The organism is Clostridium bowmanii, assembly GCF_018861315.1.
In the GTDB taxonomy this organism is placed as follows: domain Bacteria; phylum Bacillota; class Clostridia; order Clostridiales; family Clostridiaceae; genus Clostridium_AD; species Clostridium_AD bowmanii.
This window is the reverse complement of sequence record NZ_JAHLDL010000035.1, coordinates 1-14,122: the sequence shown is the minus strand read 5'-3', so window position 1 is coordinate 14,122 and position 14,122 is coordinate 1. Positions and strand designations below refer to the sequence as shown.

The following is a 14,122-nucleotide window of genomic DNA, read 5'->3' as shown; positions in this document are numbered from 1 at the left end:
AGTAACTCATCTTAAAAATTTAACATAACCCTTTAAACATTCAACATTCAAAGTATAGACTTTGAATTCTAATCTCTGTGCTTTGAACTATTTTAGATAATTCCTCTAATCTCGCTTAAATTTTTAATACCTTCGCGTAACATATAAGCTTCTATTCCTTCTATTATATCCGTGCAAATATCTGGTTTTATGAAATTCGCAGTGCCAATTTGAACGGCCGTTGCTCCCACCATTATGAATTCTATAGCATCTTCATAAGAGCATATACCGCCCATACCTACAACAGGTACATTTACAGCTTTGCACACCTCATGTACCATTCGGAGTGCCATTGGTTTTATGGCTGGTCCTGATAGCCCCGCATATATATTATTAAAAATCGGTTTTCTTTTATGTATGTCAACTGCCATGCCTTTAAAAGTATTTACTAGAGATATTGCATCTGCTCCAGCCTCGCAGCAACTGCACGCCATATCTACAATATCCTCTGCATTTGGTGATAGCTTTACCATAAGTGGTTTGCTACAAATACTTTTCACTGCTCGGACGGTTTCATAGGCTACCTTTGACTTAATTCCAAACGCCATACCCCCACATTTTACATTAGGGCAAGATATGTTTAATTCAATTATATCTATTGCTTCATTATTTAATCTCTCTATGGCAGCCATATATTCTTCTATATTTCCACCACCAACATTTGCTATTATAGCTGTGTTATATTCTCGCATTCTGGGAAGCTCTTTATTTATAAATTTTTCAATGCCTGGATTTTGAAGTCCCACACTATTTAGCATTCCACCACGCGTTTCAAAAACACGTATGCCATCATTGCCTTGTTTCTCATTAATTGTAAGTCCTTTAGAACATATTCCACCCAATCTTTGGATATCAAAGTATTGATTATATTCCTCACCAAATCCAAAAGTTCCAGATGCTGCTATAACAGGGTTTTTTAAATTCACGCCACACAATTCTACCTTAGTCATTAAAAATCAAATCCTTTCCAAGAAAAACTGGACCATCCTTGCAGGTTCTTTTGTTTCCATCCACAGTTTTACAAGTACATACAAGACATGCGCCTATTCCACAGGCCATATGAGTTTCCATGGACACATATACAGGTACTTTAGCATCATTGCATAAACTTACAACCACTTTCATCATAATTTCCGGTCCACAACATATAACTGTATCGTAATTTTTGGGATTTATTATATCTGTAATATACCCCTTATGGCCTTTCAACCCACTTTCTGTGGATAAATAAAGTTTATCTACATACTTTTCTACGCAGTCCACAGAATAGTCCACATTCCTAAACCCCGAATACAAATCTATTTCACAGTTTGTAAGGCTTTTAATAAGATAAATAAGTGGTGCTATGCCAATTCCTCCAGATACTACAGCAATCTTACCTTTTAACTTCTCTACATCGAAACCATTTCCCAGAGGTCCCATTATCTGAACTTCCTCATCTTCCTTTAGTTTACTAAGAAGTGCTGTACCTCTGCCTACTACTCCATATAAAAAGCTTATTTTCGTATCCTCCACATCATACACACTTATAGGTCTTGGTAATAGTGGTTCCAAGTCTCCTACCTTTAACATAAAAAATTGTCCTGGCTTTACGTTAAACTTACCTTTTATAGAAATCTTGTATATACCCTCACTTATTTCAAAATTCTCATAAATTTTCTCTACGGTGCATATCACTTAAACTCCTCCAGTATCTTAATAAAAATCATGGACCATCTTATTTATGCCCTCATTATAAGAATTAAATTTATAGATTTAATTCTTATAATATAGTTTTTCATATAATGCAGTTTTTCTTATTTTGCAGCTTTTCTTATGGCATCTCTCATCTTTATTGCTTCCTGCCTAGCGCATTCTTCGAAATGGCTTTCTCCATTTTCTACCTTCTTATATGCAAGCAAAATACTTCTAGAGGCATTTACTACGCCACCATTTCCATTTTTTAAATATATGGCCACATCCTCAGCTGCACCACCTTGAGCTCCATAACCTGGTATTAAGAAAAACATTTTTTCTAAGTTTTTTCTCATCTTTAATCCTTCATCTATATGAGTGCACCCAACAACTCCACCCAGCGAGCTATATCCGCATTCTCCCATAAATTCGCTTCCGATCTTCAATAGCTTTTCCCCTACAACATCATAAACCTTTTTATTTTCTTTGTTTTCTATATACTCTATATCTTCTGCACCTTTATTTGAGGTTCTTACTAGTGAAAACAATCCTTTTTCCTTGTTTTTTAAATAAGGAAGATACGGCTGTATACTATCCATTCCCATATATGGATTTACAGTTATTAAATCACTTTCAAAATCCCCTTCAAAATGAGCTTTAGCATACATTCCCGCAGTTTTTGCAATATCTCCTCTTTTGATATCTGCAATTACTATGCCGCCTTTACTTCTTATATACTTCAATGTATCTTTGTATACTTTTAAACCTTTTAGTCCAAGAGCTTCATAATATGCTATTTGCACCTTATAACAAGCTGCTACATCAAAAGTAGCATCAATTATTTGCTGATTAAATCTATATAAGGCATAATCCTCATATTCATATTTATTTCTAAAATTCGCCGGTAAGTATTCCATTGCTGTATCTAGTCCTATGCATACATGTCCATTGTTTTCTACACTTTTAAATAATTTATCTATAATCAACTTAACTCCACCTTTGCTATTTTATTTGTGAATAAAATATTTATTTGTGAATAAAATATTTATCTGAAGATCTTATCCTTATAAACTACATTCCCCGCCTTAATGGTGCAAATTACTTTACCTGTTACAGTTTTCCCCTCAAAGGGAGTATTCCCTCCTTTAGATAAAAATTCAGAGGTGTCAATATTGTACTTAGTTTTAGTATCTAAAATAACCAAATCTCCCTCATATCCTATTTTAATTTCACCCTTATTCAGCCCCATTATTTTGGCTGGGTTTTTTGACATCAATTCAGATAGTTTATTTAGAGTTATATGCCCTTCTCCTACCAATTTAGTAAAGCAAACAGGAAACGCAGTTTCAAGGCCAGATATACCAGGTGCTCCATTTATTTTATCCTCAATACTGTGTGGTGCATGATCAGTAGATATAGTATCCACAAAACCATCTTTTATAGCTTCGATTAAAAAAGCCACATCTTCAGGACTCCTTATAGGCGGATTTACTCTATACACTGTTTCCTCGGTTAATGCTAAATGATGTGGCGTAACCTCGCAGGTTACTCGTACCCCCTGCTTCTTTCCCTCTATAATATCTTGCATAGCTTCTTTTGTGCTAACATGCGCTAAGTGAAGTTTACAACCTGTGAATTTTGAAAGGGCTATATCTCTCCATGTCATCATATTTTCAGCAAGTCTAGTATCAAGATCTACCAATTGCTCATTCTCAGCATGGGATATTATTGTTAAATTCTTTTCTCTAGCCACTACCATAGCATCCAGCATTACTCTACTACTGGCAACCCCTTTGCCATCATCTGATATAAACTTCACTTCATTAGTTAACTCATATAGATGATCTATAGATTCTCCCCATAGATTCTCTGTAATAGATGCACATTGATGAATGTCTACTAGATTTATTTCTCTAGCTTTTTTTAATACCTTATTTATAGTTTCCATTCTGCTACAGACTGGTTTTGTATTTGCCATAAGATTTACCGCAGTATATCCACCACGAGAGGCAGCCTTACTTCCAGATAATATATCCTCTTTATAAGTATATCCCGGTTCTCTAAAATGACTGTGAAGATCAATAAAAGAAGGGGCTAAAATATATCCTTCTCCGTCTATTACCTCACAGTCTTTTTCTAGTTTTTTTCCTATTTCATATATTATTCCACTATTTATATAAACATCACCTATAAAATCCTGTGATGAATCAACTACTCTTGCATTTTTAATTAATATTTCCATGTTATATACCCTCCCCTCACATTAAATCATCCCTGCGGAGCTGCAAATCCTTGTCCTGGTCAATATACTAGTATATTGACCATATATTTATTCTAATGTGTTTAAATTTTTTTGTAGAATTAAATCTCAGTTTAAAACTACATGTTTTATAATTTACTAGTAGGGTTATTAATCTCATCACAATATATACATCTATACTCGCCCTTTTCTCTATCGGCTAAGTAGAAACTTTGCAAGATTTCTTGTTCTACAGATGTTATGCATCTTGGATTGTCACATTTTATAACATGCTCGATTTTATCTGGTAACCGCAATTTAACTTTGTTTTCAATTTCTTCTCCAGATATTATATTTATTGTTATATTAGGATCTATAAAACCTAGCACTGTATAATCTATATCAATTTCATTTTCAATCTTAATTATATCTTTGCGTCCAAGTTTCTTGCTAGTTGCATTCATAATAAGTGCCACTGTATAATCCGCATTATCAAGTCCTAAGTATTTAAATATCTTTATTCCAACACCAGCTTTAATATGATCTATTACTATTCCTCTTTTTATACTATTTATTGTAACCATTATTTATCCACCCCCAAAAGTTTAGCAATAAGTGCCATTCTTGCATACATCCCGTATTTTGCTTGCCTAAAATAACAAGCCCTTGGATCTGTATCAATTTCTACAGCTATTTCATTAACTCTAGGCAGTGGATGAAGAACTATCATATCTTTTTTAGCCTTTTTCATTTTATCTTTATCTAATATATAACTGTCTTTAAGTCTTATATAATCTTCCTCATTAAAGAATCTTTCTTTTTGGACTCTAGTCATATAAAGAATATCTAAATCGCCAATAACTCCTTCTAATTTTTCAACTTCCAAAAACTCTATATTATTTTTCCCCAATACTTCTGTTTTAATGTACGTTGGAATTGTTAACTCATTTGGTGATATTAGTATGAATTTTATGTTTTCATATCTTGACATGGCTTTAATTAATGAATGAACTGTTCTACCAAACTTTAAATCTCCACAAATTCCTATAGTTAAGTTTGATAAGGTTCCTTTAATATTTCTTATGGTTAAAAGATCTGTTAGTGTTTGAGTTGGATGTTGATGTCCACCATCACCTGCATTTATTACTGGCATTTTAGAATTCATAGATGCAACTTTCGGAGCTCCTTCTTTTGGATGCCTCATTGCTGCTATATCTGCATAACACTCTACGGTTCTTATAGTATCTGCTACACTTTCTCCTTTTGCTGCTGAACTTGATTTTGCCTCAGAAAAACCTAATACCTGACCTCCAAGTCTTAACATTGCCGCTTCAAAACTTAATCTCGTTCTTGTGCTTGGTTCATAAAATAATGTTGCCAAAATCTTTCCATCACAAATATGAGAAAACTTTGCAGGGTTTTCAATTATTTCATCTGCATAATTAAAAATCTCCTCTAGCTCCATTAATGTAAAATCCATTGGGTCAATTAAATGTCTTCCTTTTAACATATACATCCTCTCCTTCTCAGCCTCTCCGGACTAAATTTAAAGGTACTACAATACTTTTAATATTAAATTTATTTATTTCATAATTCCTAAATAAATAAAAAACGCCATCTCTATTATGAGAAGGCGTAGCAATACCAATATAAAACTTGCTTCCTTCTCAGCCTCTCGGACTAAATTAAAGGTTATTCATTATTTATTCTTTCATTTATGGTACTATATAATTAGCTTTATGTCAACCCAATTATATAAATAGCTCCTTGTTTTATTTACATATTTGTTGGTTTATGAGATAATAATTTTGTCTTTATCTCTTTTAATACCGTAATTTAAAAAAGCAAACTAATAAAATTTTAATGGGGGCGTAAACATGGGAAAAAGTGCTGATTTATTCCAAATATTTATAAATGAAAATTCCATACCAATGGTTACCAATAAAAATATCGAGGGTTTTACAACTTTTGTCATTCCTGAAGAGCAATCGATTAAAGGTGCCAAAGTTAAAGTCGTTGTAGCTATAACTGATGATGATGCCTATGCTGATATGTACATATATGATATAGCTAATGTTATTAATGATAAAAATGTAAAAGCAAAATTATACAAGCTTTTAAATGACCTTAATAGTTGTTATAAATTCATATCTTTTTATGAAATAGATAATATAATAAATGCTAAATGTTGCATACCTTTTAGTGATAATTTTGATGCACAATTAGTTATTACTATACTTTCAGTTCTATCACGAGCTGTCGAAGATGAATATGACAACATTATGAAAACACTATGGGATAAATAGTTTGAAAAGTTTATAATTTTTATGTAAATTATAAAAAACCACCTTAAATATAATTTAAGGTGGTTTTTGTATTATATTAGGTTAAATAGGAATATTCTTCAAATTAATTCCATTTTTTTCACTATATTTATAGGTAAATTATTGTATTAATATATATAATTATTAATATTTACAAAATTATAGTAATGTACTATAATTATGAACATACCTACTAACAGAATGTGGTATCGTTTACACATTGATAAATTTTAGGTTTTATATTCAACGGGGTTTCAAAAAAAATATTAAAGGGGAGTGATATTTTGTTTAAAACATTTAAATCAACAAAGGCAAAAAGATGGACATCCTTAGCTGTATCATTTTTAATGACCATTAGTTTATTATCTTCTGGTTTTACAATGACAGCAAAGGCAGCTACAAGTAACAAGGTATTTGACATTATTGAGATTACTGACTTTCACGGGGCACTTCTAGATTCTAGTAATACAAAGCCTATGGGCGCAGCGCTTGCAAAAGCAGTTAAGGATGTAAAAGCTTCTAATCCAGATAGAACATTAATTATGGGTGGTGGAGATTTATATCAAGGAACACCAGTGTCTAATGTATTACGTGGAGTTCCAGTTCAAAAAGTATTATCAAATATGGGAATGGAAGTTACAACACTTGGTAATCATGAATTTGATTGGGGACTTGATATAATTAATACCGAAACTATGATTGGTGCAAACTATAGTATTGTTTGTGCTAACATGTATGACAAAGGTAAAAATACTAGACCCTACGCACCATATAAAATAATTACTAAGGATGGAGTAAAAATAGCAGTTATTGGAGCTATACTTAAAGATGCTCCAACTATAATTATGCCAGCACTAGTATCAAAATTTGATTTTAAAGATACAGCTACAGAAATTAATGCAGTAGCAAAACAAATTAGAGATGGAAATCTAGCTGATATAATACTCGCAGATGTACATGATGGTGGTACATCACTTAATACTATGGTTAATAAATTACATGGAGTAGATGCAGTATTTGGTGGACATACACATAGTATCGCAGATCTTGTAAATAAAGATGCGGATGGCATGGACGTACCTACATTAATAGCAAATTCATCAGGTAAAGGTTATATAGATTTAAAAATTACAGTTGATGCTACTTCTAATGCACTTACATTTTCAGCTGCAGGTCAAAATTATAAAGCACTTACAACTACAGTAGATTCAGCAACTGATCCTGAATGTAAGAAAATCGTTGATGATGCTAGCGCAGCATTACTTCCAGTATTTAATGAAAAAATAGGAACTAATGCTACTGCTTTAACTAAAGACCAAGTGGATGCCCCTTATGGCGAATCACAACTTGGAAATTGGATGGCAGATGTTGTAAAAAATTATAAAGAATCACCTGCAGAAGTTGGAATGGTAAATAATGGAGGTATTAGATTAAGTCCAATTTCAGCAGGTGATGTAACTGTTGGAACAATATTTAATATTATGCCTTTTGATAATACTATTTGTACTACAACAATGACAGGCGCACAGCTTAAATATATTTTTGAGCAAGCTGTTCAAGAGGACGGCAAAGGAATACAAATTTCTGGAGTTAAATTCACATATGATTCGTCAAAAACATCTTATAAGGCAGCCGTAGTTGCTACAGATGGAAAAATTACAACACCAGAAGTACTAGGCCAGAGAGTACAAAGCATAATAAGAGAAAGCAATAGTACAGTTGTTAAGGATACAGACATAGTAAAAGTAAATGCCCCAGATTTCGTAGCAACTGGTGGGGATGGCTTTACAGGTTTCTTAGTACCTCAAATAGTTACAAGCCTCGTAGATTCACATTACACTGTAAGAGATGCTTTAAATGCTGATGTTAGAGCTAACGGCAAAATGACAGTTGCAATGAATAATAGAATAGACAATAAAATAGTAGCTACAATATCAGTAGTAGCAACTTCAGATGTACACGGAAATGTTCTAAACCTTGATTATGGAACAAATGCAGCCCCATCCAAAGGACAAGGACTTGCAAAGGTTTCAACTTATGTTAAGGGATTAAGAGCAACTAACCCAAATGTAATGTTAATAGATAATGGAGATACTATTCAAGGAACTCCACTTGTTTATTACTATAATATGCTAGATAAAACTACAAAATATCCAATGGCAGCAGTTATGGGTGCTATGAAATATAATAGTTGGACTCTGGGAAATCATGAATTTAACTACGGACTTGAAGCATTAAATAGAATTAAGGCTGATGCTAAGGCTCAAGGTATTTCCATGTTGTCAGCAAATACTTATAAAACCGATAATACAAATTTCGTTGAACCATACATCATTAAATCTTTTGTCGTTGGTGGCAAAACAATTAAAGTGGCAGTCCTTGGTCTTACAACAAAAACTGTACCAAATTGGGAAGATGCAGCTCATTATGCAGGGTTACATTTTAATGATTTGGTAGATGAAGCTAAAAAATGGGTTCCGATCATAAAAGCAGCAGGAGCAGACGTTGTAATAGTATCCGCACACAGTGGAGAAGAAGGCGCAGCCGATGTTATTCCTGAAAATCAAATAAAAGCTTTAGCTACAAATGTAAATGGAATAGATGCAATAGTTGCAGGTCATGTTCATAATGTTGTCAATGACTTAACCCTAAAAAATGCAGCAGGAAAAGTTGTTCCAGTTATTGAACCAGGTAAATGGGCACAAAACGTTTCACAAATTGATATAGCTGTTGATGGAACTGGAAATGTTACAGGATTAAATACTAAAAATGTATCCATGGATAAAGTTGCAGATGACGCAGCAATAGTTTCATTAATTGCACCATATCAAGCTAAAACATTAGAATATACTTCAACAGTACTTGGCAAGTCCACTGGAGAATATAAAGGTGACAATCAAATTACTGAGCCAACTGAAATAATGGAATTGATCAACAAAGTTCAAGCTGGGGCAGCTAAAACACAGCTTTCAATAGCAGCTCCACTAAGTTTAAAAGCATATATTCCAAAGGGCGATATTTCCATTAAAGATATTATGGGAGTATATATATACGAGAATTTCCTTTATGGAGTAAAAATGAACGGAAAACAAATAAAGGATTGGATGGAATATACAGTAAGATACTACAAACAAACATCAACTTCTACAGAGGCAGTAGTAAAAGATCCAACACTTAATATTGCAGATTATAATTTAGATCAATTGTACGGAGCAAGTTATGATATTGACTTAAAAGAAGCAGCAGGAACAATTGACCCAGCTTCTAAAAAAATAGTATCTGGAAATAGAATAAAGAACCTAAAAGTTAATGGAAAATTAATTAAGGATTCAGATGTATTTACAGTTGCAATAAACAACTACAGATACAACGGTGGTGGAGGTTTCATGGCAGCAGCCGGAATAAGCAACACTGATGCATCTTTAGTTACTTACGATTCAGCAAAATTACTTGGAGACGATGGTCAGGTTAGAAGTTTAATGATGAAATATGTTCAAGACAATAAGACTATAACCCCATCTTCAACAAATAATTGGAAAATTACTGGAGCCTCTGTAGCTCCCGCTAATGTACAAAGATTAGCTGGACTTAATAGAATAGAAACTTCTATAGCTATAGCTAAAGAGCAATATGCTACTAAAACACCAGATGCTATAGTTCTGGCTACAGCAAATGATTTCGCTGATTGTTTAGCTGGTTCTGGAATAGCTTATAAATACAATGCACCAATGCTTTTAGTTAACAAAACTGTTAATGACAGCAAAAATATATTAGATTATATTACTACAACCTTAGGCAAAGACAAAAGCATATATATATTAGGTGGCACCAGTGCAGTTAGTAGTAATATTTCAGATTACCTAACTACTAAAGGATATAAAATAGTAAGACTTGGTGGAAAGGATCGTTATGAAACAAATCAAAAAATAGTTGATTTTCAAAATGTAGCTAAAGGTACAAACATTGTTATCGCTACAGGAGATAGTTTTGCAGATGCACTAAGCATATCAAGCATAGCTGATATAAAAGGTTATTCAATGTTATTAAATGGTAAAAATAGTTTATCAGCTAGTGTTAGTAAAGACATTACTAATATACAACCAACAACTGTATATTTAATAGGCGGAACAGGAGTGCTTAGCACTAATATCGAAACACAAATTAAAAAACTAAACAGTAAAATAACTATAGTAAGATTGGGTGGAGCTAATAGGTATGAAACTTCCATGAAGATAATGGAGACTTTTAATCTAACTACAATTACTACAGCTGTGGCTACTGGATTAAATTTCCCAGATGCTCTAAGTGGCTCGGTCCTGGCTGCAAGAAAAAATTGTAGTATTCTGCTTGTGGACAATAAAGATGTAACTAAGCAGAAAGCCTTGTTAAATAAACAAAAGATAACAAATGTAATTGTATTTGGTGGAGAAGGAGTAGTTAGTAATAAAATAGCATCTTCACTACTACAATAACAAGATTTAAAAATAACAATAAAAACTATTAATTAAGCAAAAAAAATTAAGGCCTCATTTCTAGAACTTATAGAAATGAGGTCTTAATTTTTTATTATTTTGTTGGTAATTCTTCAGAAGCTAACTTCATTACATCAGTGAAATTAAATGAATTAGTTGAATCTACTTTTGGGAATACAACTTTAACATCTCCATTAATATTGGTCATATCAGTGTTAAAACTTACTCCTATGGTATATACACCAGTTGGGTCGCTTGAAGTGCTGGGTACTGATGTGTTTCCAGCCAATTTAATTATGCTAGGTAAATCAACAACAAATTCAGCATTGCCCTTTTCTTTTATAACATATCCATCATCATTAACAGTATAATTGATTGTAATTCCATTATCTCCAAGAATTTTTATACCCTCAATAGCATCCAATGCTTTGTTTAAAGTTGCAAGTTGTTGTGGTAATTCAGTTGTTAAATTATCAAATGCCTTGTTTATTTCATCCTTATTAGTTTTGTTTTTTGCATCAGTTACATCATAAATTGAGCTTATAGCTAACATATAATCCTTAACAAATGTCATGGCATCAGCATTTCCAGCAAGATTGTTCAAAGTGTAATGCATTAAATCCTTAAAGGACTTATCTGTTAATTTCACTTGATAAACGTCTGCAGATTTCATTATATTATCTTCTAAAAAGTTTTGACTTGCCACATTTTTAATATAATCTGTAGTAGGATTAAATTGTTTTGAGTACTTAGCAATAAAATCAAGAAATTTAGGTTGAAATTCTTTGCTAAAAGAAATAAGCTTTTTATAATTAGGCTGAACCATACCTGGTGCACTTGTCATATCAGATAAGTTCATTACCATATATTCTTTGCCCTGTAATTTCTTTGGAAACTGAGCGGTCATTAATTGAGGCATCTTAACCACCTCATTAACTACAGGAACATCTCCACTCATATCTGTATCTGCCCAAACACTCATGCTTATAGGCTCAGGCAATTGGTCTGATTTTAGTGAAATATCACTTTGCATTTTACCAATTGTTTTCTCTTTATTCTGATTAATTTTAGTTGATACAGAAATATTCGCACCATTTATCATAGGCAACATTGTACTCATCATTTGCTGCTCCTGTTCTGACATTTTAGAACCAGATACTTTTACTGAGATATCCGTTTGGCTCTGCATAGAAGTTATTTCTTGAGATTTTCCAAAAGCATTCATAAGAACTAGTCCATCAGTTGAGCATCCAGTAAATAGTGAAGCTGTCATAATCAAACCAATACTTAATGCTACTAATCTTTTTGTTTTTATCATTTTTACGCCCCCATTAATAATAATATTTATTTCATAATTTATTAAAATATATTTGTAAATTTTACAAATACATTGTTTGCATATGTTACAATACTTACCTCAAATGTACAATTATATATATTTAAAATATTACCATTATATAACACAAAAGTAAAGGTTCAATTTGATATAAATATAACAATAAATATAACAATAAATATAACAATAAATAACTACAAATTATACAAGATTTACCTTATAAATTTGTTTTAAAATGTGAATAGTATAATTTAGAACTAGATTAATAAATCTATACACACTATTTTAAATGTGTCCATATAATATTATGTACTTAATATTTTCTGGAGGTTCAAATTGAAACAGATAGATATGGAAAAAAAAATACCACAAAGCAATGCAATCAGCGGTTGCATACCACAAGAAACTGTAATTGAAAATGTTAGATTAGCTGCTGCGTACGTTCCATACCAATTCCTTTGTGCTCTATTCGCACCAATTCAGGCACTAAGAAGAGGAACTGCTTTCCCCGAACTCTACAGTCCCTACAAAGGTGAGGACAAAAAAAGTAGACCATGTCAACTTGAAACAATGCAAGGGGAGAGATACTAATGAGAAATGAAATGAATAAAATGGAAATGATGAAACAAATTAGCGCTACACGATTTATGATAACGGACTTAGCTTTGTTCCTTAATACCCATCCAATGGATAGAGAGGCTATCGTAGAGTATAATAATTTTGTTATACAGTGGAGAGTACTAAAAGATAACTATGAGATGAATTATGGCATGTTGACTAATAATAACTCCTTAAGCCCTTATCCATGGCAATGGAATAATGAACCATGGACTTGGGATAATGAAGCTAATTTTAAGTTTGAAAAGGAGGATGTTTAAGTTATGTGGACATACGATAAGTTCTTAGAATATCCAATAAAAATAAAAACTCCAAGTCCTAAAATGGCAAAAATTATTATTACTCAATATGGGGGACCCGATGGTGAATTAGCAGCATCATTAAGATACTTAAGTCAGAGATTTTCAATGATAACCCCAGAAGCTATAGCAACTTGTAATGATATAGGCACCGAAGAATTAGCTCACATGGAAATGGTTGCTAGTATGGTTAGGCAACTAATGAAATGCGCAAGTCTAGAAGAAATTGAAAAAGAAGGAATGGGAGCCTACTACGTAGACCACGGTAGAGGAATATACCCTATAAGTGCTTCTGGTGTTCCATTTAATGCATCATATATTCAATCAAAAGGGGATCCAATTGTAGATCTTACTGAAAATTTAGCCGCAGAACAGAAGGCAAGGGCTACCTATGAATATCTAATTAATATGGCTGATGATCCAGATGTAATAGAACCCTTAAAATTTTTAAGAGAAAGAGAAGTTGTTCATTATCAAAGATTTGGTGAAGCTCTAAGAATTGTACAGGATCATCTACAACAACCACATTTATTTATAATGCATTAATTAAGATCCTATTTAACTAAGTATTAATTATTTAATGTTAATATTAATTTATATAGTGAAAAAAGGGAGCAGTTAGCTCCCTTTTTAATTTTTTGTGCTCAAAGGAATTACAGACAAAACTGATTTTTGGCAAAAGTAAAAGCCTTACAAACATAATGTTTGCAAGGCTTTGTTGGTGCGCCCAGGGGGAGTCGAACCCTCGACCTTCAGATTCGAAGTCTGCAACTCTATCCAACTGAGCTATGAGCGCAAAATAAAAAAAATTTTTAAAAAGTCTTTAGTATAAATACTAAAGACTTAGATTGGAGCGGGTAGAGGGAATCGAACCCTCGTAATTAGCTTGGAAGGCTAACACTCTACCATTGAGTTATACCCGCATATTTGGAGCGGGAGACGAGATTCGAACTCGCGACGTTCACCTTGGCAAGGTGACGCTCTACCACTGAGCCACCCCCGCATATGTTCATGGCAATTTATTTATAACATTTTACTTGTAAATAGTAATGGTGCAGGTGAAGGGACTTGAACCCATACACCGTAAGGCGCTAGATCCTAAGTCTAGTGCGTCTGCCATT

At 32.8% G+C, this 14,122-nt stretch carries 12 protein-coding genes, 3 tRNA genes and 1 pseudogene; 6 read left to right on the top strand and 10 right to left on the bottom strand.

Going from position 1 to position 14,122, the window contains the following annotated elements:
- Positions 1-92: 92 nt before the first annotated feature.
- The 6 genes from KPL51_RS18820 to pyrB all read right to left on the bottom strand — a co-directional run bounded on the left by KPL51_RS18820 (position 93) and on the right by pyrB (position 5,462).
- Positions 93-989: a dihydroorotate dehydrogenase gene (locus tag KPL51_RS18820; protein WP_216164910.1), complete on the bottom strand. Its 897-nt coding sequence runs from the start codon at positions 987-989 to the stop codon at positions 93-95.
- The gene (locus KPL51_RS18815; RefSeq protein WP_216164907.1) at positions 982-1,716 is read right to left on the bottom strand and encodes a dihydroorotate dehydrogenase electron transfer subunit; all 735 of its coding nucleotides are present in this window, start codon (positions 1,714-1,716) and stop codon (positions 982-984) included. Before KPL51_RS18815 ends, KPL51_RS18820 begins: the two co-directional genes overlap by 8 nt.
- Positions 1,717-1,835: 119 nt before the next feature.
- Complete coding sequence (gene pyrF / locus KPL51_RS18810) at positions 1,836-2,699, bottom strand: orotidine-5'-phosphate decarboxylase (RefSeq protein WP_216164904.1); 864 nt, start codon at positions 2,697-2,699, stop codon at positions 1,836-1,838.
- Between the two features lie 59 nt (positions 2,700-2,758).
- The gene (locus tag KPL51_RS18805; RefSeq protein ID WP_216164901.1) at positions 2,759-3,955 is read right to left on the bottom strand and encodes a dihydroorotase; all 1,197 of its coding nucleotides are present in this window, start codon (positions 3,953-3,955) and stop codon (positions 2,759-2,761) included.
- 146 nt (positions 3,956-4,101) lie between these two features.
- Entirely contained in the window at positions 4,102-4,536 is a 435-nt protein-coding gene (locus KPL51_RS18800; protein ID WP_216164898.1) for an aspartate carbamoyltransferase regulatory subunit, read from the bottom strand.
- Positions 4,536-5,462 (bottom strand): aspartate carbamoyltransferase, encoded by a 927-nt coding sequence (gene pyrB / locus KPL51_RS18795; protein ID WP_216164895.1) that lies wholly within the window; start codon positions 5,460-5,462, stop codon positions 4,536-4,538. The genes KPL51_RS18800 and pyrB overlap by 1 nt, the downstream gene beginning before the upstream one ends.
- A 367-nt stretch (positions 5,463-5,829) precedes the next feature.
- On the opposite strand from pyrB, the gene KPL51_RS18790 reads away from it, so the two are divergent.
- From KPL51_RS18790 to KPL51_RS24680, 3 genes and pseudogenes are all read left to right on the top strand, one after another.
- Positions 5,830-6,258: a hypothetical protein gene (locus KPL51_RS18790; protein ID WP_216164892.1), complete on the top strand. Its 429-nt coding sequence runs from the start codon at positions 5,830-5,832 to the stop codon at positions 6,256-6,258.
- Between the two features lie 365 nt (positions 6,259-6,623).
- Positions 6,624-9,833 (top strand): annotated as a pseudogene (locus KPL51_RS18785) (bifunctional metallophosphatase/5'-nucleotidase); the annotation flags it as partial.
- The gene (locus KPL51_RS24680) at positions 9,816-10,748 is read left to right on the top strand and encodes a cell wall-binding repeat-containing protein (protein ID WP_512699093.1); all 933 of its coding nucleotides are present in this window, start codon (positions 9,816-9,818) and stop codon (positions 10,746-10,748) included. The pseudogene KPL51_RS18785 and the gene KPL51_RS24680, both read left to right, overlap by 18 nt.
- Before the next feature lie 94 nt (positions 10,749-10,842).
- Here the strand turns inward: KPL51_RS24680 and KPL51_RS18780 are convergent, their stop codons facing one another.
- Positions 10,843-12,066: a hypothetical protein gene (locus KPL51_RS18780; RefSeq protein WP_216164887.1), complete on the bottom strand. Its 1,224-nt coding sequence runs from the start codon at positions 12,064-12,066 to the stop codon at positions 10,843-10,845.
- A 354-nt stretch (positions 12,067-12,420) separates the two neighbouring features.
- Here KPL51_RS18780 and KPL51_RS18775 point away from each other — a divergent pair, with 354 nt between their 5' ends.
- The 3 genes from KPL51_RS18775 to KPL51_RS18765 are packed head-to-tail and all read left to right on the top strand — an operon-like array spanning position 12,421 to position 13,547.
- Entirely contained in the window at positions 12,421-12,675 is a 255-nt protein-coding gene (locus KPL51_RS18775; protein ID WP_224853478.1) for a spore coat associated protein CotJA, read from the top strand.
- On the top strand, positions 12,675-12,962 hold the full coding sequence (locus tag KPL51_RS18770) for a spore coat protein CotJB (RefSeq protein WP_216164883.1): 288 nt from the start codon (positions 12,675-12,677) through the stop codon (positions 12,960-12,962). Before KPL51_RS18775 ends, KPL51_RS18770 begins: the two co-directional genes overlap by 1 nt.
- A 3-nt stretch (positions 12,963-12,965) precedes the next feature.
- The gene (locus KPL51_RS18765) at positions 12,966-13,547 is read left to right on the top strand and encodes a manganese catalase family protein (RefSeq protein ID WP_216164880.1); all 582 of its coding nucleotides are present in this window, start codon (positions 12,966-12,968) and stop codon (positions 13,545-13,547) included.
- A 173-nt stretch (positions 13,548-13,720) separates the two neighbouring features.
- Here KPL51_RS18765 and KPL51_RS18760 read toward each other — a convergent pair.
- The 3 genes from KPL51_RS18760 to KPL51_RS18750 form a co-directional block, all read right to left on the bottom strand.
- A tRNA-Arg gene (locus KPL51_RS18760) sits at positions 13,721-13,797 on the bottom strand.
- A gap of 53 nt (positions 13,798-13,850) precedes the next feature.
- Positions 13,851-13,924 (bottom strand) — tRNA-Gly (locus KPL51_RS18755).
- Positions 13,925-13,929: 5 nt separating this feature from the next.
- Positions 13,930-14,004: transfer RNA gene (locus KPL51_RS18750), tRNA-Gly, on the bottom strand.
- Between the last annotated feature and the right edge of the window lie 118 nt (positions 14,005-14,122).

Bases quoted from the DNA above. Each gene is read 5' to 3' on its own strand.
- KPL51_RS18780 (WP_216164887.1), bottom strand. From the start codon at position 12,066: ATGATAAAAACAAAAAGATTAGTAGCATTAAGTATTGGTTTGATTATG.
- pyrB (WP_216164895.1), bottom strand. From the start codon at position 5,462: ATGTTAAAAGGAAGACATTTAATTGACCCAATGGATTTTACATTAATG.
- KPL51_RS18820 (WP_216164910.1), bottom strand. From the start codon at position 989: ATGACTAAGGTAGAATTGTGTGGCGTGAATTTAAAAAACCCTGTTATA.
- KPL51_RS18765 (WP_216164880.1), top strand. From the start codon at position 12,966: ATGTGGACATACGATAAGTTCTTAGAATATCCAATAAAAATAAAAACT.
- KPL51_RS18770 (WP_216164883.1), top strand. From the start codon at position 12,675: ATGAGAAATGAAATGAATAAAATGGAAATGATGAAACAAATTAGCGCT.
- KPL51_RS18805 (WP_216164901.1), bottom strand. From the start codon at position 3,955: ATGGAAATATTAATTAAAAATGCAAGAGTAGTTGATTCATCACAGGAT.
- KPL51_RS18790 (WP_216164892.1), top strand. From the start codon at position 5,830: ATGGGAAAAAGTGCTGATTTATTCCAAATATTTATAAATGAAAATTCC.
- KPL51_RS18800 (WP_216164898.1), bottom strand. From the start codon at position 4,536: ATGGTTACAATAAATAGTATAAAAAGAGGAATAGTAATAGATCATATT.